Origin of the sequence: Ornithinibacillus californiensis (assembly GCF_001038485.1) — a bacterium.
Lineage (GTDB): Bacteria > Bacillota > Bacilli > Bacillales > Amphibacillaceae > Ornithinibacillus > Ornithinibacillus californiensis.
Map to the genome: position 1 here is coordinate 1 of NZ_LDUE01000013.1, position 21205 is coordinate 21205.

Genomic DNA, 21205 nt, shown 5'->3' on the forward strand with positions numbered 1-21205 from the left:
ACACCAATCATTCATAGGAAAGTTCTTAGCAAAGAAGCTGCTAGCTTCTGTATTTCATAATTTAAGAAAAAACAGGGTATGTTTCTTCTTGACATACTGGTTGTTTTGTTCAGTTTTCAAGGAGCAAAATCTTTGTCGTTTATTTTAGCGACAAGAATTATAATATCAAATTCGACAAAATGTGTCAACAACTTTTTTTATTATTTTTCTTGAAGTCTATTAAAAGCGACAAGTTATATCCTACCACGCTATCAGTCTCAAAGTCAATCACTTTTTAAAATTAACATTTATATTAACCACTATTTCGCGGGGCAGGAGATTAATATACCATGGTTAGGTAACTATTGCAATACTAATAGAATATCCAGTTATATCCAATATTTTCTCCAACACTTGCAAGCTATAAGTCTAGTAACTAATTCTACTATATAAACTTATCAGGTACCGACTTAACTAACTTGCAACAGAACAAGAGCCAGTAACTACTATACTTAAATGGTTTGTTTTCTAATAAAAGAAATTAGCTCAATATCATTATGCTTATATAAAAGAAACAAAAAAACATTCATTTACTGCAACAACCCCAAGCGCTTCTCCAACTCAAACTGTATATCCCTAGTCCAATCCATTGGTAAGTCTGAAAACAACTGATTTTCAGGCACCACTCGAATTCCATTCATAGCCTCTATTACATCACAACGTATTTCTGCCTTATCATTGATCCAAACATATTGCGTATCCGTGAAGATAAATTCTTCTAAGCCAGCGTTCTTTAGTAATGTTCGTAAATGGTGAATGGCCACACGAAGTAAGTTCTGGGCATTTTGTTCACTAGAGTTTGGCCATAAAGCTTCATATACTTTCCCTTTAGATGACCGACCATAATACGTAAGATAGGCTAGCAATTCTTTTGCCTTTCGTTGATTCCATTTCCCATAGACAATCTTGCCGTTTACTTTCATTTCAAACACCGTTAAAAAATCTACCCGAATGAATAATTTCTCTTTTCGATTTAATTCCTTATGGAGTAATGATAAATATGGTAAGTCTAGCCCTACCACACCGCCGCTTGAAAGATATGTATGTTGCTCAATAAATTCATGAATAATGGTAGCTACTTCCTTTGGTTGATCGACATGTACCAGATTGGAGGCATTTCTAATTATTTTCGTCCGGACATCTGGTAAATACTTTGCACTTAGACTAGTTAGCTCTGGTGGATAATTAACATCCAATTCCCCATTAAGAAGTAAGGTTGGAATAGTGAACTTCGTTAGTTTTTCCAACGAAATGGCGTTTGCATTTAAGCGAAAAATATCAATATATAACTCTAAGTTAACCTTATCGAAAGCCGACAAAATAATCTCATGTTTTTCTTCTGAATGATTCGCCATGATTTGTGGAATCATCCATTTACCTAATTCTCTACCACTCATTCCTTTGATTTGTTCGGCACGAAATTGTATTCCTTTTTCCGCAACCTCTTTAGGATAATAAAATGGTGTAGAAAGCACGGTTACTGTTTTCGGCTTAACAATCCCCCGACTGACCAGTTCCACTGTTAGCTGTGCTCCAATTCCATGAGCGACGATATGGAAGTTATTTATACGTTCTTTATCAAGCAAAACAAGGAAGTCGTTGATCAATACTTGCCAGTTTTCTTCATCACTTGAATAAAAAGTTCCATCTGATTGTCCATGCCAGCGTAAATCATAACTTAGTAGTTGATAGTTTTCTAGATACGGTAATAAAAAATTAAATTCGGTATGATCTAGCCCTACTCCGTGAAGCAAGACAATCGTATCATTCGTAGGGTTAGGTTTCATTATGTAATGGATTGATGCGTTAACTGAGTTGAATTTTGCCATTTTTCCTCCAAAAGTGTAATGAGTTTGTAATACGGACTTTAGTACTATTTTATCATCTATAAAGTCCTTTACAACTAAAATACAAGGGGGAAGAAAAAATGGAAGGAATTTTTGCTAGTTTTGGAGGATTATTAGTTGTTTTATTTTTGTTATTTGAAACGATTAATTGGTTCCGCCTTCAATCCTTACGTCTAAAAATCAAGTTTCAAAAGCATCACTGCACACAGGAACAAGCAGATATTATTTTGAAACGAGTACGTCTTATTTATTTCTGGTTATCTTCTGACTACTATTATAATCGCTTGCGGGAATTATACTTTTTCGTATACGAAAGCCCTGAAGTATCCTATGAAACAAAGGATGGATTGTACCACTCGTTATCCCGCCGCTTCGTTAAAGGTCTTACAAAAGCATATCAATAACGTGGAAGGGAAGCTGATTATATGGAAACAATCATTTACGGTATTTTAATCGGTGGAATTATCGTGACATTTTTAATGGAACTAAAGGGAAAAGTCACCACGAAGAACATCGAATTCAGATCTATTTTTCCGACAACAAAGGATGAATGGACAGAGCATGTATTACAAGCTACCGTCATGTCGAGAGGAATGTCGAGTATACAACACACTACTTCAAGTTCCTACTCCACTTCTAATCATATAGACGACGACTGGCACCAATCTGGGCATGATCCTCATGACCCGTACACTAATCCGGGCTTAGATATTGTAGTGGACGAAAGCTATCACGGAATTGATCACGGTTCAGCAGATTCACATCACCACTAATAAAGGAAAGGGGATAGCGTATTGTTACTAGCACTTATTATTGGATTCTTAGCGGATGCTTTCGAATTAACCGGGAAAAATCCTGCCATCATTTATATACTCACCGTAATATTACTAGCAAACTATTATCGTGTGAAGCGCCCATCTCTAATAACTAGTGGTAAAGCAGGCTGGCTATCTGCACTTGTAACTGGCCTTGGACAAATCTATGCGCAAAAGAAAGTATTAGGGATTCTATTAGTACTTTTACATTTTATCGTTTATATTTTAGCCGCACAGTTGGAGAGTACACCTTTAGTATTGTCTTGGGTTGCCCTTACTGTTTTATCGGTTATTCATGCGAATATCACTGCAAGTAAGGTAAACGATACAATGGCCAAAAAAGCCCTACAAAGGCTCGCCGTTTTAAAATATCGCAATCTCATGTCTACCCTTAAGTCAGGCGTTGCCATTGTACCTGATACAAATATTCTAATGCATGAACAATTGATGCTCGTCTCTGCATTCCGGGATAGTAATCTGAAGCTTTATATTAGTAAACAAGTGATGAAAGAGCTCGACGGGTTAAAAAACAATGATAAACCTGGTGTTAGAAAGTCGGCTCAGCTTGGATTTGATTTATTAGAAATGTATCAGGAAGCAGGTAGAGTGAAGTTTGTTGAGGTACCAGATTTCAACTTTTTGAAAAAGCATCATCTAACAGGGGGGCCAGACGAGAAAATAATCGGCTCCTGTCTTAAGCTTATAGAACAGAAAATACCAGTAGTGTTTGTTTCTAATGATAAGGGAGCAAGGATACTAGCTAGAAATAGTGACATGCCGACATTGTCGGTTTAATGCAAAAGCAATAGGGATATTCTTATGTTTCAGATCGACTGGAGCTGAGAAATACCTCTATTGCTTATTTGTTTTAAGCTTCATCGCAAATATCTATTACATAAAGCTGCATTTGATAACTGATTCTAACAATCAAAAAACTCGAGAGATATCAACTTCACATCCCCCGAGTACGATCAAACTACTATTAATCTCTATGAAGAACTTCCTTCTCAGAATTCTCCTCTACCGCAATAAATTCCTCAATAAACTCACTAAGATTACTTAGTGCTTGCTGAATAATCTTCTCTCCTAATTCATAGCTACCTTTCGTACCATCGCCAAGATTGCCATTTCTAGTAATATCTTTAAATTGATGAACTACTTTCACAAAATTACTTTTAGTTTGTTTCAATGCAAATGCATCAACATAATCTGCCTGTTGCAGTTTATCCACTCGGACAATCTCTGGCTTTAAATAAAGGCTTTCCGACACTTCTCTTTCACAAGCATGTCCAAAATACGGGGAATCAATTTCTGCTTCAATTACTTCTTTTGCTGCATCCACAAACTTCGAATGAGCAACGGCAACATCATATTTTCTAGCTATCTTTTCTGCTGCAACCGCTATGGTCGTCGTATTGCCACCATGTGCATTAATAAATAAAAACTTCTTAATTCCGTGATGTTGCAAGCTATTTACGATATCGTCCAATAGAGCAATTAGAGTCTCCGGCTGAAGTGTTATGGTTCCCGGAAAGTCCATATGATGTGGCGAAACACCATAATTAATGTTTGGTGCAACGACGACATTGGGGAAATTCCTTTCACCCAACAGTCGGCAGAATTCTTCGGCCCTATACGAATCACAGCCCTCTGCCAAGTGGTGTCCATGCTGTTCTTGAGCCCCCACTGGAATAATTGCTAGTTTTACAGTTTTTAACGCCTCTTCTATTTCTGGCCAAGTCATTTTTGATAGAATATATGATTGCATGAAGATCCTCCTTTTAGGTGTTACTGATTTTAAATAGAATTCCGATTGCTAAACCTATTGTCATTATCATACTATCAGAAAAATACCATAGTCAAATATTTTTGATAATTTAATCTTTTATTACAGATGGTTCCCTTCTACCTCTTCTTCCACAGAGAAAGTGCAATCCCTATTATCAAACCAACAAATACATCCACAACCAACGTTGCAAAAAGAGTCATTAGAAAGATTACTGCATCAAACGGTTCATATTTTAAAAGGTGCTTTAGCTGTTTTACATTCACTAAATTCCACACAGCAAAAATGATGATACCTGCAAGTGTCGCTTGGGGTAGATAGTAGAATAAAGGGGTTATGTAAAATATAGCTAACAACATAAAGCTGGCAGTAATAACTAAGGATAAGTTTGTCCTCGCACCTGCTTGGTAGTTCACAGCAGTTCTCGAAATGGCTCCAGCAACCGGGATAGAACCAACAAATGAACCGGTAATATTTGCAAAGCCTAATCCCATAAGTTCTTGGTTCGGGTTGATCTTCTCCATTTCTTTGTCCGCAAGCGTGGATGCCACGGAAAAGGATTCAAAAAATGAAATGAAACTAATGATGATAGCGGTAGGCAGTAATGTAATCAGTATGTCTGATGAAGGAATAAACAGTGCTATTTCTTGAAATTCATGCGGAATTCGACCTACAATATCAACACCCATTTTGTTCAGGTTTAAAAAGTCTACAGCCAAAATAGATATAACTATAACAATAAATGGACCTGGAGAAACCTTAAATCTTTTCTTAAAAAGAAGCAAGACAATCATGCTCCCAATTCCAAAAGAAGTAGCTAGTACATTAACGTCGGACAAATTTTGTATAAGATTGAAGATAAATGATAAGAAGTTCTCATATTTCGGAAGTGTAATCCCTAAAAAGGAGCTTAGTTGGTTTAACATAATAATTATAGCTACAGCAGAAATAAACCCGCCAATCACAGCTCGTGATACCTTGCCGAGTAAGGAACCAACCTTCAGTAGCCCCAAGACAAGTTGGATTAATCCTACCAATAAAACTAAGAAAACCATCATTTCAAGAAATTGTTCGGAGCCTGGACCAGTGACACCAGATACACCAGTAAATGCTAACAGAGAGACAACGGAGGCAGGTCCAACTGATAAATACTTTGAACTTCCGATTAATACATAAATCATTAGTGGAAAAGTTCCAGCGATTAACCCCATACTCAGTGGAACTCCAGCAATCATTGCATAGGCCATGCTTTGTGGTAGTAATAAAAAAGTCACAACAATCCCAGCAGTCAAATCACCAGCTAGGTTAAAAGTTTGATAAGGTACAAGATTGTTCAGTCCTGGGAATTGTTTTAAAAGCATGAAAAGAGCCCCCTATACTTGTACTATATAAGGGGAATGAAAATATTATACCTAGAAAAGTAGTGGTGGACCTCGTTGAGTGGGGTCTGACCCTACAACAACCATACTTCCCAATGTCTATTTCTATTATAAACCTACTCTCAGCTAGACTTTCTATTGTAATTCCTAAGCATTCAATAAACTGCCCCTCGACAATATTTGAAAAGTGACATTGCCTCTTATCTCCAAAAACATATTGACAGACTCTTTTAAGTTGCATATAATGTGAAACAATAACAACTAAACAGTGAAATGAAACAAATATATGTAAAGGCTACGAAAGGATCGAAGTAGTGTCTTATCTCCCTGCGTCAGAGAGCTGATGGTGGTGTGAATCAGTCATAGATAAGCATGAATTACAATCCCCGAGCTTCTTTTTCTTAAAGCAGAACGTTTTATCAAGAAAAAGACGGTCATTTGATCGTTAACCAATTAGAGTGGTGAATAACTTATTCACAACTAGGGTGGTACCGCGAAAGAATTCGTCCCTACTGATTAATCATCAGTAGGGGCTTTTTTTATGGGGTCTACCCCCCAACCTTAAATTAAATAATTTAAAAAGTAATGAAAGGATCGAAGTAGTGTCTTATCTCCCTGTCCAGAGAGCTGATGGTATGGTGTGAATCAGCCAAAGATAAGCATGAATTACAATCCTGGAGCTTCTTTCTCAAGGCAAAGGCAACCCTCCCACGAGAAAGACGGTCACTGATCGTTAAAAAAGATGAGAGGTGAACAACAATTCTGTTCACAATAAGGGTGGTACCGCGATGAGAATCGTCCCTGTCGTTTATATTATTACGACAGGGGCGATTTTTTTTCGTATCAATAAATAGCTTTCACTCGACAAAAATCGAGTTAAATCGGGGAGTGACAGGCACCCCAAAAGAGGAGGAAAACAAATGACAAATGAATTAAGAGCGCTACGTGACCAAATCGATGCGGTGAATTTAGAAATTTTAACCTTGTTAAATCAACGCGGGAAAATTGTTCAAAAGATTGGAGAATACAAAGGAAGACAAGGAGTCGTAAGGTTCGATCCAGTGCGAGAACGTCAAGCACTTAATTTAATTATGGAACACCACACTGGACCTTTTGAATCATCCACGATTCAACATATTTTCAAAGAAATCTTCAAAGCTAGTCTGGAGCTTCAGGAAGACAACCATAAAAAAGCATTATTGGTTTCTCGAAAAGCACGCCCTGAAAATACGATTGTGGATATAAATGGTACAAAAGTCGGGAATGGCGAACAAAATTTCATTATGGGACCGTGCGCGGTCGAAAGTTATGAACAAGTAAAAGAAGTAGCTTTAGCGATGAAAGCACAAGGACTTACCCTCATGCGAGGTGGCGCTTTTAAACCTCGTACTTCCCCATATGATTTCCAGGGGCTAGGATTGGAAGGGTTACAAATTTTACGAAAAGTAGCAGATGAAGTTGGTATGTCAGTAGTTAGCGAAATCTTAACTCCACATGATGTTGAAGCAGCATTGGAATACACGGATGTAATTCAAATTGGTGCACGTAACATGCAGAACTTTGAATTACTTAAAACGGTTGGAAGAGTAAATAAACCAATTCTATTAAAAAGAGGCTTAGCTGCAACAATCGAAGAATTCATCAATGCTGCAGAATACATCATTTCCCAAGGAAACGATCAAATCATTCTTTGTGAACGAGGTATTCGGACATATGAGAAGGCAACACGAAACACATTAGATATTTCGGCGGTACCGATTTTGAAGAAAGAAACACATCTACCTGTCGTAGTCGATGTCACACATTCAACCGGTCGCAAAGACTTATTGTTCCCAGCAGCAAAAGCAGCACTAGCCATTGGTGCAGATGCGATTATGGCGGAAGTTCATCCGGATCCAGCAGTAGCTTTATCCGATTCCGCACAACAAATGAACATTCCAGAATTCCATGAGTTCATGGACGGATTAAAAGTATTTAGAGATAAGCTCAGCGGAAAAGGAGGCTTAAAACATGAGGTTTCTCACAGCAGGTGAATCCCACGGTCCACAACTCACAACCATTATTGAAGGGCTACCGGCAGGCATGCCATTAACAGCAGGGGATATTAACCGCGAATTAGCCAACCGGCAAAAAGGGTACGGCCGAGGAAAAAGAATGCAAATTGAAAAGGATCAAGTAATGATAGCAGGTGGGGTCCGTCATGGGTATACCCTAGGGTCCCCTCTTGCGCTAGTAGTAGAGAATAAGGATTGGAAACACTGGACCGATGTCATGGGAATCGAACCGATGGAAGAGTCTGAGACAAATAACATTAGACGAATAGTTACCCATCCTCGCCCAGGTCATGCGGACTTAGTCGGTGGGATCAAATATGGCCACCGCGACATGCGTAATGTACTGGAACGGTCCTCTGCACGTGAAACGACCGTTCGAGTTGCAGCAGGAGCAGTAGCAAAAAAATTACTTCATCTTCTTGGAATCGAAGTGACGGCCCATGTAGTCGAAATCGGGGGCATTCAAGCAAAAAACACGAATTACAAGGATTTGATAGCATTAAAGGAAAGGACAGATAATTCTCCTGTTCGCTGTTTTGATCAAGAGGCAGAAGTGCAAATGATGCAAGCAATCGATCAGGCAAAGAAAAACGGTGATTCGATCGGTGGAGTCGTTGAAGTTGTTGTGGAAGGCATGCCACCGGGGCTTGGTAGTTATGTGCATTATGATCGTAAGCTGGATGCCAAGCTAGCTGCAGCAATCGTCAGTATTAACGCATTTAAAGGTGTCGAGTTTGGCTTAGGATTTGAGATGGCACGAAAACCTGGGAGTCAGGTCCATGATGAGATTAACTGGGACGAAGAAAACGGATATAGCCGAAACACAAACCGATTAGGTGGGTTTGAAGGCGGAATGTCCACCGGAATGCCCATCGTGGTAAGAGGTGTGATGAAACCAATACCTACCTTATATAAACCACTGCAAAGCGTGGATATCGATACAAAAGAACCTTTTACTGCTAGTATTGAGCGCTCGGATAGCTGTGCTGTTCCTGCTGCAAGTGTGGTTGCAGAGGCCGTCGTTGCTTGGGAGCTTGCTACCGCGATTACGGAGCAATTTTCTAGTGACCGCTTTGAAGCACTCAAACTAGCGGTAGAGGAACACCGCGCCTACGCAAAAACGTTTTAATTTTTTCAAGGAGGGTTCAACATGAAATGGAAAGAACAAATGCTTCATTTACGAGCCTACCAGCCCGGTAAGTCAATAGAAGATGTGAAAAAACTATACGGTCTAAAAGAAATCATCAAATTGGCTTCCAATGAAAATTCGTATGGGTATTCACCTTATGTGGATGATGCATTAAATAACCTGGATGTTTCTTATACAATTTATCCTGATGGAAATGCTTCTACCCTAAGGACAGCTACCGCCTCCCTGTTACATTTAGACGAAAAACAATTAATCTTCAGTAATGGCACCGATGAGCTAGTTCAAATTATTTCACGAGCGATGCTGGAACCTGGAAGGAATACAGTCATGGCTTCTCCTACCTTCCCGCAGTATAAGCATGCAGCCATTATGGAAGGTGCAGAAACACGCGAAGTAGCTTTAACGAACGGTTTCCATGATTTGGATAACATGCTTAAGGCAATGGATGTGAACACCGCGATTGTATGGATTTGTAATCCAAACAATCCAACTGGATGTTATATTCCAGAAATGGAAATCAGACATTTCTTAGAGCGAGTGCCGAGCGATGTTTTGGTTGTTCTAGATGAGGCTTATTTCGATTACGTAACGCAATCATATGATTCACTTTCGTTTATCCAAGAGTTTCCGAACCTTATTATCATGAGAACTTTCTCCAAAATATACGGGCTTGCCAGTTTTCGGGTCGGTTACGGAATTTCATCACCAGCAATTATTCAGACTTTGGAACCTATTCGTCTTCCGTTTAACACGAATGTACTAGGACAAATAGCAGCAACTGCTGCCCTTTCCGACCAAGAATTTGTAGCCCGTTGTCGAGTACGAAATACAGTCGAGTTAGAAAAATATTATGCATTTTGCGATGAAAATAATCTTTCTTATTTTCCTTCACAAGGAAACTTTATCTTAATTAATTTCGGGCGGGATGCAGATGAGGTGGCTGAATGGTTATTAGCCAAAGGGCTTATTGTTCGTTCCGGAAAATCGTTAGGATTTCCAACTTCGGTCCGTATTACTATTGGCAGAGAAGACCAAAACGAACAAGTAAGAAGTGCATTAAAAGAATTAATGACTGAGGAGATCGCGAAATAAGTACCCACAGGAGGAATAGCCATGCAAGGAAATGTATTAATTATAGGACTAGGACTAATCGGCGGATCGTTAGCCCTCGCGATTAAAAAGCAACATCCAGAAGCTAGGATTTATGGTTATGATGTAAAACAAAGTGAAATGAGAGCGGCAAAATCACTTCAAGTTATAGATGAAAAAGTGGGCTCCTTGCGTAAAGAAGCAGAGATGGCAGATTTAATCATTTTGTCGACACCAGTATTACAGATGGAAAAGGTTATAAAACAATTAGCAGGTTATGATCTAAAAGAAAACGTGCTCATCACTGATACCGGGAGTACGAAACGAGGAGTTATAGAACTGGCTGAGGAGCTGTGGCAGGGAGAATCTGTTACGTTCATCGGTGGACATCCAATGGCAGGATCCCATAAATCTGGTGTGGAAAGCGCAAGGGCTCACCTATTCGAAAATGCGTATTACGTGCTAACACCTTCTAGCAGTTCTCCTCATCGAATAGAGGAATTAAAACAATGGCTTGGTGGTGCTAATTCTCAATTTCTTGTTTTGGATAAAGAGGAACATGACTATGTAACTGGAGTCATTAGCCATCTTCCCCACATTATTGCTTCCGGCTTGGTCAATCAAACAAGGAAAGATGCTGATCGGCATCCGTTGGTTAGCTTGTTGGCTGCGGGGGGATTTCGAGATATCACACGAATCGCATCAAGTAGTCCCGAAATGTGGAAAGAAATCGTAAAACAAAATAGAATGAATTTATTAGGGCTGCTAGATAATTGGGTGGATGAAATGAAGCATTTCCAACATAGTTTGCTGAACGGAGATGACTTAGCTATCTCCCACTTTTTTGAAGATGCCAAAGAATACCGAGATTCGTTACCTGTTCGTTCAAAAGGTGCTATTCCTTCCTATTATGATTTGTATGTGGATGTCATCGATGTCCCTGGTTCCATTGCTGGAGTGACTACGTTACTTGCTGAACATGGAATCAGCCTTACCAACCTGCACATTATGGAAAATAGAGAAGGACTACTTGGTGTTTTAAGAATTAGTTTTCAAAAGGAGGAGGACCGCACAAAAGCGCAGAATCTCCTCAACTTTCATGCGTACAAAACCTATGAAGCTGCATAAGGAGGATGGACATGGCAAAAAAAACGTTAAGCAAAGTGGAACATGGACTTTCTGGAACAATCACCGTTCCAGGTGATAAGTCCATTTCACACAGGGCGATAATGCTTGGAGCATTAGCCAATGGTAAAACAACTGTTAGAGGATTTCTTCCCGGTGAAGATTGCTTAAGTACCATCTCCTGTTTTAGACAATTGGGGGTCGACATTCATCAAGAAGGAAGCTATGTGGAAATTCACGGGAATGGGGCAGAGCATCTACGGGAACCGAAAGCAGTGCTGGATGTTGGAAATTCTGGAACAACGATCCGCCTGTTGTCAGGAATTCTGGCAGGTCTTGGATTTTATGCTTGCATACAAGGCGATTCTTCCATTGCAAAGAGACCGATGAAACGAATCGTGGATCCGCTTCGCTTAATGGGTGCCAATATTGATGGGCGTCAAGGTGGGAATTTCACCCCTCTAACGATAACTGGAGGTAACTTGCATTCGATTGATTATGAATTACCGGTTGCCAGTGCACAGGTGAAATCCGCTATATTATTAGCAAGCTTATTCGCGGAAGGAACTACCACCGTCATGGAACCGGAGCGTACAAGAGATCATACCGAGAGAATGCTAAACGCATTCGGTGTAAACGTGAATCAAACTGGAAAGAAAGTGTCCATGAAAGGAAAGCAAACGTTAACAGCAACTACCATTGAAGTCCCTGGTGATATCTCATCTGCTGCCTTCTTTTTAGTGGCGGGGACGATTAGCGCTCAGAGTCGTTTAACCATACAACATGTGGGTATGAACCCTACCCGTACTGGGATTATTGATGTACTGATCCATATGGGCGCAACACTTTCATGTAAAAATAAAAGTGAAGATTCGATAGAACCTTATGCAGACATTCAAGTCGATGCCTCCTCGCTACATGGTGTGGAAATCGGCGGGGATATTATCCCTATATTGATCGATGAGATTCCAATTATTGTATTAGCAGCAACACAAGCAGAAGGAACAACCATTATTAAGGATGCTGCAGAACTTAAGGTGAAGGAAACAAACCGAATTGACATCGTAGCACAAGAGTTGAATAAGATGGGTGCACATATTATACCCACAGAAGATGGAATGATTGTACATGGCAAAACCAAACTGAAAGGTGCTACCGTAAACAGCCATGGAGACCATAGAATTGGGATGATGTTAGCAATAGCAAGTACCATTGCAGAGGGAAAAACCGTGATCGAAAGCAGTGAAGCGATCAATGTTTCTTATCCTGATTTCTTTGAGACATTGCAGGGACTGCAGTGATGCATGGGACCTGTTCTCACCATTCCGAACCGGTCCCATGGTTTCACTGCTCTGTCACGTGTACAATGTCTACTAGTGTGAGATTTTGATTGGTGGTTTGTTCTTTACTAATTTTCACAGCGGTGAAATCATCATTTCTAGTGTTGCTGTTTGTTCATTGGATGCAAACCCGGACCTATTTTAGACAGTGCCCTTTCTATAATTATTCACTTAACGTAAGTTCATCTACTCTTAATTGATCGATAATACGGTCGCTTAATCAACTTCCTTCTAATTGAAAAAGGTAAACAACAGCACGTTCCTTAGCAAGAACTTGCTTATATTGTCCGCACGCTTTTGTTCATCCATATTAAATGCGGCTTCTTCTATTAGAGCATCTACTTTTACCAGTTATTAAAAACATAGCATGCTTGAAGATTAATTATCGTGTAAGCTCAACAAAAAAGCACCCCTCATTAAAAAAAGTTCAGGGTGCTTTCAAAATCATCTAATACTATTTGGATTAATCATCATCAACGTCTTCAGCTTCTTCACGATTTTTTTCTTCGCGTTCTTTAGCTTGTTCACGACCTTTTTCTGCTTGCTCTTCAGTTCGTTCGCGCTCTTTCTTTGCTTGCTTCTCAGCTCGTTCGCGTTCTTTCTCTACTTGCTTCTCAGCTCGTTCGCGTTCTTCCTCTGCTCGCTCTTCAGCCTGTTCGCGTTCTTTCTCCGCTTGCTCTTCAGCTTGTTCGCGTTCTTTCTCCGCTTGCTCTTCAGCTTGTTCGCGTTCTTTCTCCGCTTGCTCACGTTCTTTTTCTGCTAACTCAGCAGCTTGTTCGCGCTCATCTTCAAATGCTTCTTCTATTACTTCGTCCGTGTCCTCTTGAATTTCCGCAACGACCTCTGCCTTTTCTTCTGCTAATTCATCATTAAGTTCTGCAAGCTCTTCACTATATTCTTCTTCATCTATTTTACCGGAAGCTAATTTCGCCTCAAGTTCCGCATGTTTCGTATCTGCCTTTTGCTCTTTTTCTTGTAACTTTGCTAATTTTTTATTTAGTTTTTCTTCAAATTTCGCTTGTGCTTTTACTATATTTTTAGCTAGTGCTTCTTTTGCTTTTGGATTTTCAATTTTTTCTAACGCAGATTCTAAGGCTACTAGATTTGCAGCAAATTTTGCCTCTAGTTCTGCACGAATCGGATCCAGAGAAGTCTCTTCCTGCGAAACATCATCCTCTTCTAACTCATCGTTTTCCTCTGTAGTCGCTTCTTCTTCAGAGACTTTCGATTCCTCATATTTTGCTAATGCTAACTCTTGTTGTTCAATCGCCTTTTGAAGCACTTCATTTGCTAAATCTTCCTCGCCCTGTGCAAGTAATGCTTCCGCTTCTTTAATACGCTCCTCAGCAAATTGGGTTAGCAATTCTGCCTCTTTCACTTCGTCAAATGTTAGAGCAATTTTTACATTTTCCATTAGCTTTTTCGCAAAATAGAAAAAATCACCTGGTAAAAGTCCAATATCCTCTTCACTCTCTTGATTATCAGATGATTCGTCCTGTGCAGATTCTTCTGTAGAACTTTCATCACTGCTTTGAGTTTCATTATCTTCTAGTGATTCATCAGTTGTTGCATCTGGTGTTGTTATAACTTCTTGCTCTTCCTGACTTGTTTCTTCCACCTGAGAATCAGTCATTCCCTCAGCATCTTCCGCAAAGGCCTGTCCAGCTCCAAAACCAAAAACAACCGCAGTTACAACACCTGAAACCAAAAATTTACGCATATTACGGAATAATGAAATATCCTTTTCCATAAAAAAATCCCTCCAAAACAATTTTTTTTGTAATGAAAGAATCTTGAATTTCACTCTATAAGTAACTCGAGCTTATTCTCCATTCTCCATTTGGTAGCTCAGCCATCCTAGTTTAATAACCGTAGACCTGTAGCTTTGCGTCTCTATCTTTCAATAGATTTGCCATTTTCAAATAGGGAACGAACAATTAATTCGCTCAACACTATTTGAAGAGAGTATATCATAAAAGCGCACGAAACGGTGATTTTTTTTGGAGAATTTAATCTATTAGCAGAACTAATGCGTTCATGGTAGAGGGAGTTTTCACGTTATTTTCATAGTAGTATTCAATCTCATCCATAAGGGAAGGTTCTACTGATTCAATTTGGAAATATATCAACCCGCACATGTATAGGTTATAATGATAGAATCCGTTAAACTAGAGCTATAAACCTAGTAATATAAAAGAATGGAGGGATAACATGAAAGCAAATACAAAACGCATAGAAAAACACATCCGTAAATTAAGCGAGTTTACAGCTACACCAAATAAAGGAATTACCCGATTAACATACAGTCAAGAAGATCTACTGGCTCGTAATTACATAAAAGAACAAATGGAAGCTTACGGCCTTACTGTAAGAGAAGATGGACTTGGTAATATTTTTGGAAAATTACCAGGAACAAAAAAAGATGCCCCAAGCGTCTTAGTTGGTTCCCACTTTGACAGCGTACCAAATGGTGGAGCTTACGATGGTGCAGCGGGGGTTGTAGCTGGGCTAGAAGTAGCTGCACTTTTTCAGGAAAATAATCTCACTCCAACTTATCCTTTAGAAATCATAGCGATGGTAGAGGAAGAAGGAACACGATTTGAAGGCGGATTAATGGGTTCAAGAGGAATCGCTGGCGCCCTTGGTGAATTTGCACAAAACCAAATTAAGGATAGACAAGGGATTATAGTAGCAGAAGCCATGAAGAATATTGGTTTAGACCCAACAAAAGACACATGCAGAGATCCTAAATCAATAAAAGCATTCCTAGAAATGCATATCGAGCAGGGACCGATTCTAGAAGAAGCGAAAACTCCAATCGGCGTTGTCGAAGCTATTGTAGGCTTAACCCAATTAGAAGTGACCATCAAAGGAAAAGCAGGACATGCCGGAACAACCCCAATGGACAGACGTTCGGACGCATTAGTCGCAGCAGCAACAATCATTGCGAAGTTGCCGGCAATCGCCATGGAAATCGGGGAAGGAACTGTGATAACGGTAGGACGCCATGAAGTTTTTCCGAATGGAGCGAATGTGATTCCTGATAAAGTGCTGTTTTCCGTAGATATTCGTTCTGGAAAAGAAGAACATATTCAACAAGCCATTCAGAAAACAAAAGACGTCATTAAATCCTATCAAGAGCAAGGAATCCAAACATCTATCGAGCAATCATTTTATATTCCACCGAAGGAATTGAGTCCCGAAATACGTACTCTACTTAGAGAATCTTGTAACCAACTGGATATTCCGTATTTAACTATGAATAGCGGTGCTGGACACGATGCTATGATATTTTCTGGTATTACGGATGTAGGTTTGATATTCGTTCCAAGTAAGGATGGTCTTAGTCATTGCCCGGAGGAATGGACAGACGTAATGGACTTGGCTGTTGGAGTGGATGTACTTTATGATGCTGCTAAGAAGTTAACAGAGTAAAGCCTGAAAATAGGGGAACTGTCTTTTGCATCTTTCCGAGCGAGATGCAAGAACCGTTCCTATTTTTAATTACGCTAAGCTAAATTCCTATTAAGTGTTAATAAACCTCTGGTCATTTCCAGCCTAGACTCGCAATATACTTTATTATTAAGCAGAATGAATAGCTCATCTTATTTAAAGCAGGTGGAATTTACTGGTGGAATTCTATATTCATACCACACTTAAGCTAATCGCAGGACTTACTGTAGTTGTAATTCTATTTAGATTAATGGGGAGAAAAGAACTTGCACAAGTTACTCCGCTTGATATGGTATTTGTGGTAATCTTAGCCGATTTATTTGCAGGAATGGCTTCCGATAGTGAAGTGCATGTAGGCCGGCTCACCTTTACACTTCTCATGTGGGGTTTTCTAATTCTGGTAATAGAACGAATAAAAAGGAGCAAAAAGTTACATCAAATATTAGAAGGTGAACCAAAAATTATTGTGAAAGATGGAAAAATCAATAAGGAACTGTTAGAGCGAGAATATATGACAGAAAAGGAATTACAAATGCAACTACGCTCGAAAGGAATTTTTGAGATGGAAGAAGTGGAATTAGCTATTTTGGAGATTAGTGGGTATATAAGTGTGAAGAGGATAAGAAACAACTAGCCTCAATAAACTTACTTGCACCATTAGTAAAGGGACGATCTTAATTAAACGTGTTAATGAGAAACGAATCCAAAAAAGCCTGGATTCGTTTCTCCAAAAAATAATATTTGCATTACAAAAAGGATGCCTAATTGTCGAATCTTTTATTGTCCATTTTTAGGGGCATTACACAAGTGCTCCCCAAACTGCACTGCCAAAAATTCTCCTAATCCCACTGATGATCTGTATAATCTTTGTTGTTAATTCCTTCATTTACTTCATTAATAATATCTGCTCCACCACGTTGTAAATATTCCTCAACGAGATTATCCCAATCAGATACAGGTCTTTGTCCTGCAATCATTTTTGCTTGCTCATTCATAATAAATTGTAATAAGTCTGCACCTTTATCCTGTTCTGTTTCAGATATTACACCATTTGCTGGATTGATATACAATTGTCCTGATTCAAACATATCCTGTAATGAATTAACTAAATCTTTCATTGCTGGTAAAGAGTAATCATCCGCATAGCGTGGTTGTGAATCACTTGGTATATGTTCTCTGTTATCTAAGAAATAAGTGGAAGGTGCCAATCCATCCGATGAAAAATTAGGTACACGGACAGGGTTACCGTCTTCCATATTATATCCCGTTCCTTCTAACCCCCACATCCAGTCAAAATCAGGATTATCTGGATTTCTTTGGTCCTTTGGAAAGAATTTCTTACCATAATCAACTAATTCTAGAGAACGATAAATTTTACCTAAATCATCTGCCATATTTGCATTTAATGCTAATATACCAGAGTTTCCAGATCCCATTGTAAATCCTTGCGATCCATCTGGTGCCTCAAATGGAGGAATAGAAACAAATTCTGCATCTGGGTCAATCTCAAGTAGCCCTTTCATATAATCTTCGGACATACCTGCTACTCCACCAACAAATATACCGGCTTTACCTGAGTAAAACTCTGCATTTGTATCTGCCCAATTCAGAACAGCAAAGTCTTTCGTCATTGCGCCTGTTTCATACAAGTCAGCAAAGAATTGAATTAATTCTTTTCTACCTTCAGAAATAATTCCTGGAATATATTGTCCTTCATCATTCTGATGATACCATGCGCTAGCATCCCAATAAGCACCCATATTAAAATTAGGATTAATATTTTCTCCAATTGCAATACCATACGTATCATCTTCACCATTTTGGTCTGGATCTTCATTGGTAAATGCAATTGCTACAGCTTTAAGTTCTTCATAATTTGTAGGCATCTCTAAACCTAGATTATCCAACCAATCTTTTCGAACCATTGGTGTTAACGGATACGGTTGTGAATATCTTGGAATACCATAGATTTTCCCGTCAACTTTAAATGCATCATAAATATGATCAGGAATTCCGCCTAACGTTTCAAAGTGATGAAGGAAATCATCTAGTGGTAAAAATGCACCTTGCTCTGCCCATTGATAGAAACGGAAGTCGTTCGCTTGGAAGCCAACTAAATCCGGCATATCCCCACCTGCAACAATTGCTGATGACTTCTCGACATAATCCCCTTGCGGAATTATTTGAGGGTTATATTCGATATTAAATTTCTCATTAATAAGATCTAGACCAGGACTTTTTGTTGGTGGTGGATCACCAAACCGGAAAGTCATCCCAGTAATTGAATACTTTTCAGAATGGTCAAATGGATCTATATCTGTGTTAGTTTCACCTTCATTATCCTTGCTCGAAGGATTTTCACCAGCTGATTCCTTTTCAGAACACGCAATTAATGCAATAGACAAGATAGCTATTAAAAACAACAATAACAGACTTTTAAATTTCACAGTTTTCCCCCCATTTTTAAAATAATAGTTTTAACCTGCCTTACTGCGTCGGCTACTTTTACCCTTTGACTGACCCAAGCATCACCCCTTTAGCAAAATGTTTTTGTAAGAACGGATAAACTAATAATATTGGTAGTGTTGCTAGTAAGATAGCAGCCATTTGAATTGTTTCTGGTGGAGGTAGTGCCTCCAAACTCATTTCATGCCCTCCTAAGGCTGCGTTAGGTTCGTTAACTATGACAATTTGTCTTAATATAACTTGAATTGGCCATTTAGCAGGGTCATTTAAGTAAAGAACTCCCGCAAAATAATTATTCCAATGACCAACTGCATAGAATAAGCCAAATGCTGCTAAAGCTGGTTTGGAAAGCGGCAAAATTATCTTTGAAAAAATTTGAATCTCATTTGCACCATCAATTAATGCTGCCTCTTTCAATTCTTCCGGAATACTTAGGAAAAACTGCCTCATAACAATTAGGTTAAAAGGGCTAATTGCAATTGGTAGAATTAACGCCCATAGCGTATTAATTAAGAAAGTTTCTTTTACTACAATATACGTAGGAATCATCCCCGCCGAAAATAACAATGTAAATAGAACAAGGAATAAAATTGTTCTTTGCCCAGTTACATTTCTTGTTAAGGCATATCCCATCGTTGAAGTAAAAAATAAATTGACAGCTGTCCCAACAACTGTTACATAGACAGTAACAAACAAGGACCTGATAAACGCCTTTGAACCAAGAATGTATTCGTAAGCGTCCGTTACCCACTCCTTCGGCCAAAGAATAATATCATTTTCCAAGAAATCACTAACTGATGAAAAAGATACAGAAAAAACATATAGGAATGGAAATATCATTACTGCTGCAACAAGCAGCAATAGAAAACTATTTAACGTATCAAATACTTTTGAACCTGTAGACCTTTTGGCCATACAATTACCTCCTTTCAATATGCTAATATAGTCCCTGTTCCCCGAATCGTTTGGCTAATCGATTTGCGACAACAACTAGTACTAAACCGACAATACCTTTAAATACCCCAACCGCCGTAGCAAAACTATAGTTTGCTTGCTGAATACCCTTAAAATAAACAAATGTATCGAGAACGTTTCCACTCTCCATATTAAAAGGATTTAACATTAGGAAAATATGTTCAAATCCTGTTTCCATAACATTACCTAAACGCAGAATTAAGAGGATTATGATTGTACTTTTAATTGCTGGTAACGTAATGTGCCAGGCCTGTCTAAACCGATTAGCTCCATCCATAATAGCAGCTTCATAAAGTTGCGGATTCACACCAGCTAATGCAGCTAGAAAAATAATTGTCCCCCAGCCTGATTCCTTCCAGATGACCTGTAAAACAATAAGTGGTTTAAATAAATTTGGATCGGTTAAAAATGGGATTGGATCCATTCCAAAAGCAGAATCTAAGAAACCATTAACTAAACCTTCACTTCTTAGAAAAATAACTGTAATACCAACTACTACTACCCATGATAAAAAATGCGGTAAATAAACGATAGATTGAATAAACCGTTTATAATATTGATTTCTAAGTTCATTTAACAATAGTGCTAGAATGATAGAAATAGGAAATGCGAAAATAATTTGCAAAAATGAAATTTGTAAAGTGTTCCAAATAACTTTTACTACCTCTGGGTCCTCAAATATTAATCTAAAATACTTTAGACCGACCCATTGACTATCTATAAAACCTTGAAAAGGACTATAGTCTTTAAAAGCAATAATGATGCCACCCATTGGAAGATAACGATAGATTAGAAAATATAAAATTCCAGGTATTAAGAGTAATATTAAATACCGCTCTCTCCACAACCTCTTTCTTATTCTTGAGGGTTCCCTTTTAGGTTGTTTCCCTTTTAAAGCGTTTACATTTTCTGATTGATTAGTGACTTCGACGTCATTCTCTGCAAGCAAAACATCTCCCCCTTTACTGGGTACTATTTTAATCATGTTTACCTGTATACGACATGTATATGTTTAACAATAATACAAATAGGCCAATTTTTCAATATATTTTAAACAATTATATTACTTATTATCTTTCTTCAAACTTTCAAATATTTTCAATGAAACACTTACAAGACAGAACCCTATTAGACTTCCGCTGAAGAATGGTATTAATCCAGGTATTTTCATTAATACATAGTAAGGAATATAGAAACAAATACCCATAAGAATAGAAACAAACGGTCTTGATAAGACAAGAAAAATGGAGTTCTTCACATTTTGAAATGGACTCACATTAAAGTGAACAAAAACAGGAAATGCAAATAGTAAAGATAGAATATAGATAGCCCCGATAATAAAGGTGAAATAAGTTAGTAATAGACTCCATATTTCATTAAAGCTACGAAAAAACTGTAAATCAAAGTAGATAATAAATCCGAGTATAAGCCATATAAAACCATACATATTCCCATTTACAAATTCCTGTCTATAGATACTTTTAAAATAGGAAAAGGTAGGAAGATCTTTGTCACCTTGTAGCCATTTTCTGATAACTGCAAACATAGCAATTGTTGAGGGGAAAAAGCCTCCTACAATTAAACCGACCAATATACCTAAGAACCATAGAAAGTTCACGTAGGCAAGCTTCATAGCCCAATCCATGCTCTTATATAGACCTAGTCTCCAACCTGTTAGCTCCATGTT

General features: G+C 38.5%; 18 protein-coding genes, 1 riboswitch and 2 other annotated features. Of the genes, 10 read left to right on the plus strand and 8 right to left on the minus strand.

The genetic code is table 11. The annotated features are described in order from the left end of the window. Positions 1-569: 569 nt before the first annotated feature. Positions 570-1868: an alpha/beta hydrolase gene (locus TE34_RS02830; protein ID WP_047983318.1), complete on the minus strand. Its 1299-nt coding sequence runs from the start codon at positions 1866-1868 to the stop codon at positions 570-572. Between the two features lie 98 nt (positions 1869-1966). Between TE34_RS02830 and TE34_RS02835 the strand changes: the two genes are divergently transcribed. The 3 genes from TE34_RS02835 to TE34_RS02845 are packed head-to-tail and all read left to right on the plus strand — an operon-like array spanning position 1967 to position 3496. Next, complete coding sequence (locus TE34_RS02835) at positions 1967-2290, plus strand: hypothetical protein (protein ID WP_047983319.1); 324 nt, start codon at positions 1967-1969, stop codon at positions 2288-2290. A gap of 21 nt (positions 2291-2311) precedes the next feature. Further along, positions 2312-2659: a hypothetical protein gene (locus TE34_RS02840; protein WP_047983320.1), complete on the plus strand. Its 348-nt coding sequence runs from the start codon at positions 2312-2314 to the stop codon at positions 2657-2659. A gap of 21 nt (positions 2660-2680) precedes the next feature. Then, positions 2681-3496 carry a PIN domain-containing protein gene (locus TE34_RS02845; protein ID WP_047983321.1) on the plus strand — a complete coding sequence of 272 codons (816 nt, stop codon included), beginning with the start codon at positions 2681-2683 and terminating at the stop codon, positions 3494-3496. 187 nt (positions 3497-3683) lie between these two features. Here TE34_RS02845 and TE34_RS02850 read toward each other — a convergent pair whose 3' ends face one another. Continuing rightward, the gene (locus TE34_RS02850) at positions 3684-4469 is read right to left on the minus strand and encodes a creatininase family protein (protein WP_047983322.1); all 786 of its coding nucleotides are present in this window, start codon (positions 4467-4469) and stop codon (positions 3684-3686) included. A 137-nt stretch (positions 4470-4606) separates the two neighbouring features. Beyond that, positions 4607-5848 carry a SulP family inorganic anion transporter gene (locus TE34_RS02855; RefSeq protein ID WP_053074942.1) on the minus strand — a complete coding sequence of 414 codons (1242 nt, stop codon included), beginning with the start codon at positions 5846-5848 and terminating at the stop codon, positions 4607-4609. 306 nt (positions 5849-6154) lie between these two features. Beyond that, positions 6155-6380: a binding site (T-box leader), on the plus strand. 62 nt (positions 6381-6442) lie between these two features. Continuing rightward, positions 6443-6672, plus strand: a binding site (T-box leader). A 114-nt stretch (positions 6673-6786) separates the two neighbouring features. Here TE34_RS02855 and TE34_RS02860 point away from each other — a divergent pair. Genes TE34_RS02860 through aroA form a run of 5 tightly spaced genes read left to right on the plus strand, consistent with a single transcriptional unit; the run spans position 6787 to position 12585 of the window. After that, on the plus strand, positions 6787-7899 hold the full coding sequence (locus TE34_RS02860; RefSeq protein WP_047983323.1) for a bifunctional 3-deoxy-7-phosphoheptulonate synthase/chorismate mutase: 1113 nt from the start codon (positions 6787-6789) through the stop codon (positions 7897-7899). Beyond that, the gene (gene aroC, locus TE34_RS02865) at positions 7877-9049 is read left to right on the plus strand and encodes a chorismate synthase (RefSeq protein ID WP_047983324.1); all 1173 of its coding nucleotides are present in this window, start codon (positions 7877-7879) and stop codon (positions 9047-9049) included. The genes TE34_RS02860 and aroC overlap by 23 nt, the downstream gene beginning before the upstream one ends. A 21-nt stretch (positions 9050-9070) precedes the next feature. Further along, positions 9071-10162 (plus strand): histidinol-phosphate transaminase, encoded by a 1092-nt coding sequence (gene hisC / locus TE34_RS02870; protein WP_047983325.1) that lies wholly within the window; start codon positions 9071-9073, stop codon positions 10160-10162. A gap of 21 nt (positions 10163-10183) precedes the next feature. Beyond that, positions 10184-11287, plus strand: coding sequence for a prephenate dehydrogenase (locus TE34_RS02875; RefSeq protein WP_047983326.1), 1104 nt, complete (start codon positions 10184-10186; stop codon positions 11285-11287). An 11-nt stretch (positions 11288-11298) separates the two neighbouring features. Further along, positions 11299-12585, plus strand: coding sequence for a 3-phosphoshikimate 1-carboxyvinyltransferase (aroA, locus tag TE34_RS02880; protein ID WP_047983327.1), 1287 nt, complete (start codon positions 11299-11301; stop codon positions 12583-12585). A gap of 502 nt (positions 12586-13087) precedes the next feature. Here the strand turns inward: aroA and TE34_RS20145 are convergent. After that, on the minus strand, positions 13088-14374 hold the full coding sequence (locus tag TE34_RS20145) for a DUF5667 domain-containing protein (protein ID WP_053074943.1): 1287 nt from the start codon (positions 14372-14374) through the stop codon (positions 13088-13090). Positions 14375-14463: 89 nt separating this feature from the next. Further along, positions 14464-14548: riboswitch (cyclic di-GMP riboswitch) on the minus strand. Between the two features lie 287 nt (positions 14549-14835). On the opposite strand from TE34_RS20145, the gene TE34_RS02890 reads away from it, so the two are divergent. Both TE34_RS02890 and TE34_RS02895 read left to right on the plus strand, forming a co-directional pair. Beyond that, the gene (locus TE34_RS02890; RefSeq protein ID WP_047983328.1) at positions 14836-16059 is read left to right on the plus strand and encodes a Zn-dependent hydrolase; all 1224 of its coding nucleotides are present in this window, start codon (positions 14836-14838) and stop codon (positions 16057-16059) included. Between the two features lie 196 nt (positions 16060-16255). Next, positions 16256-16711, plus strand: a complete 456-nt coding sequence (locus tag TE34_RS02895; protein ID WP_047983329.1) for a DUF421 domain-containing protein — start codon at positions 16256-16258, stop codon at positions 16709-16711. A 205-nt stretch (positions 16712-16916) separates the two neighbouring features. On the opposite strand, the gene TE34_RS02900 is transcribed toward TE34_RS02895, so the two are convergent. The 4 genes from TE34_RS02900 to TE34_RS02915 form a co-directional block, all read right to left on the minus strand. Beyond that, positions 16917-18524 (minus strand): extracellular solute-binding protein, encoded by a 1608-nt coding sequence (locus tag TE34_RS02900; RefSeq protein WP_047983330.1) that lies wholly within the window; start codon positions 18522-18524, stop codon positions 16917-16919. Between the two features lie 58 nt (positions 18525-18582). Then, entirely contained in the window at positions 18583-19458 is an 876-nt protein-coding gene (locus tag TE34_RS02905) for a carbohydrate ABC transporter permease (protein WP_047983331.1), read from the minus strand. Positions 19459-19480: 22 nt separating this feature from the next. Then, on the minus strand, positions 19481-20467 hold the full coding sequence (locus tag TE34_RS02910) for an ABC transporter permease (RefSeq protein ID WP_407944349.1): 987 nt from the start codon (positions 20465-20467) through the stop codon (positions 19481-19483). Between the two features lie 114 nt (positions 20468-20581). Next, entirely contained in the window at positions 20582-21202 is a 621-nt protein-coding gene (locus tag TE34_RS02915) for a YesL family protein (RefSeq protein WP_047983332.1), read from the minus strand. Between the last annotated feature and the right edge of the window lie 3 nt (positions 21203-21205).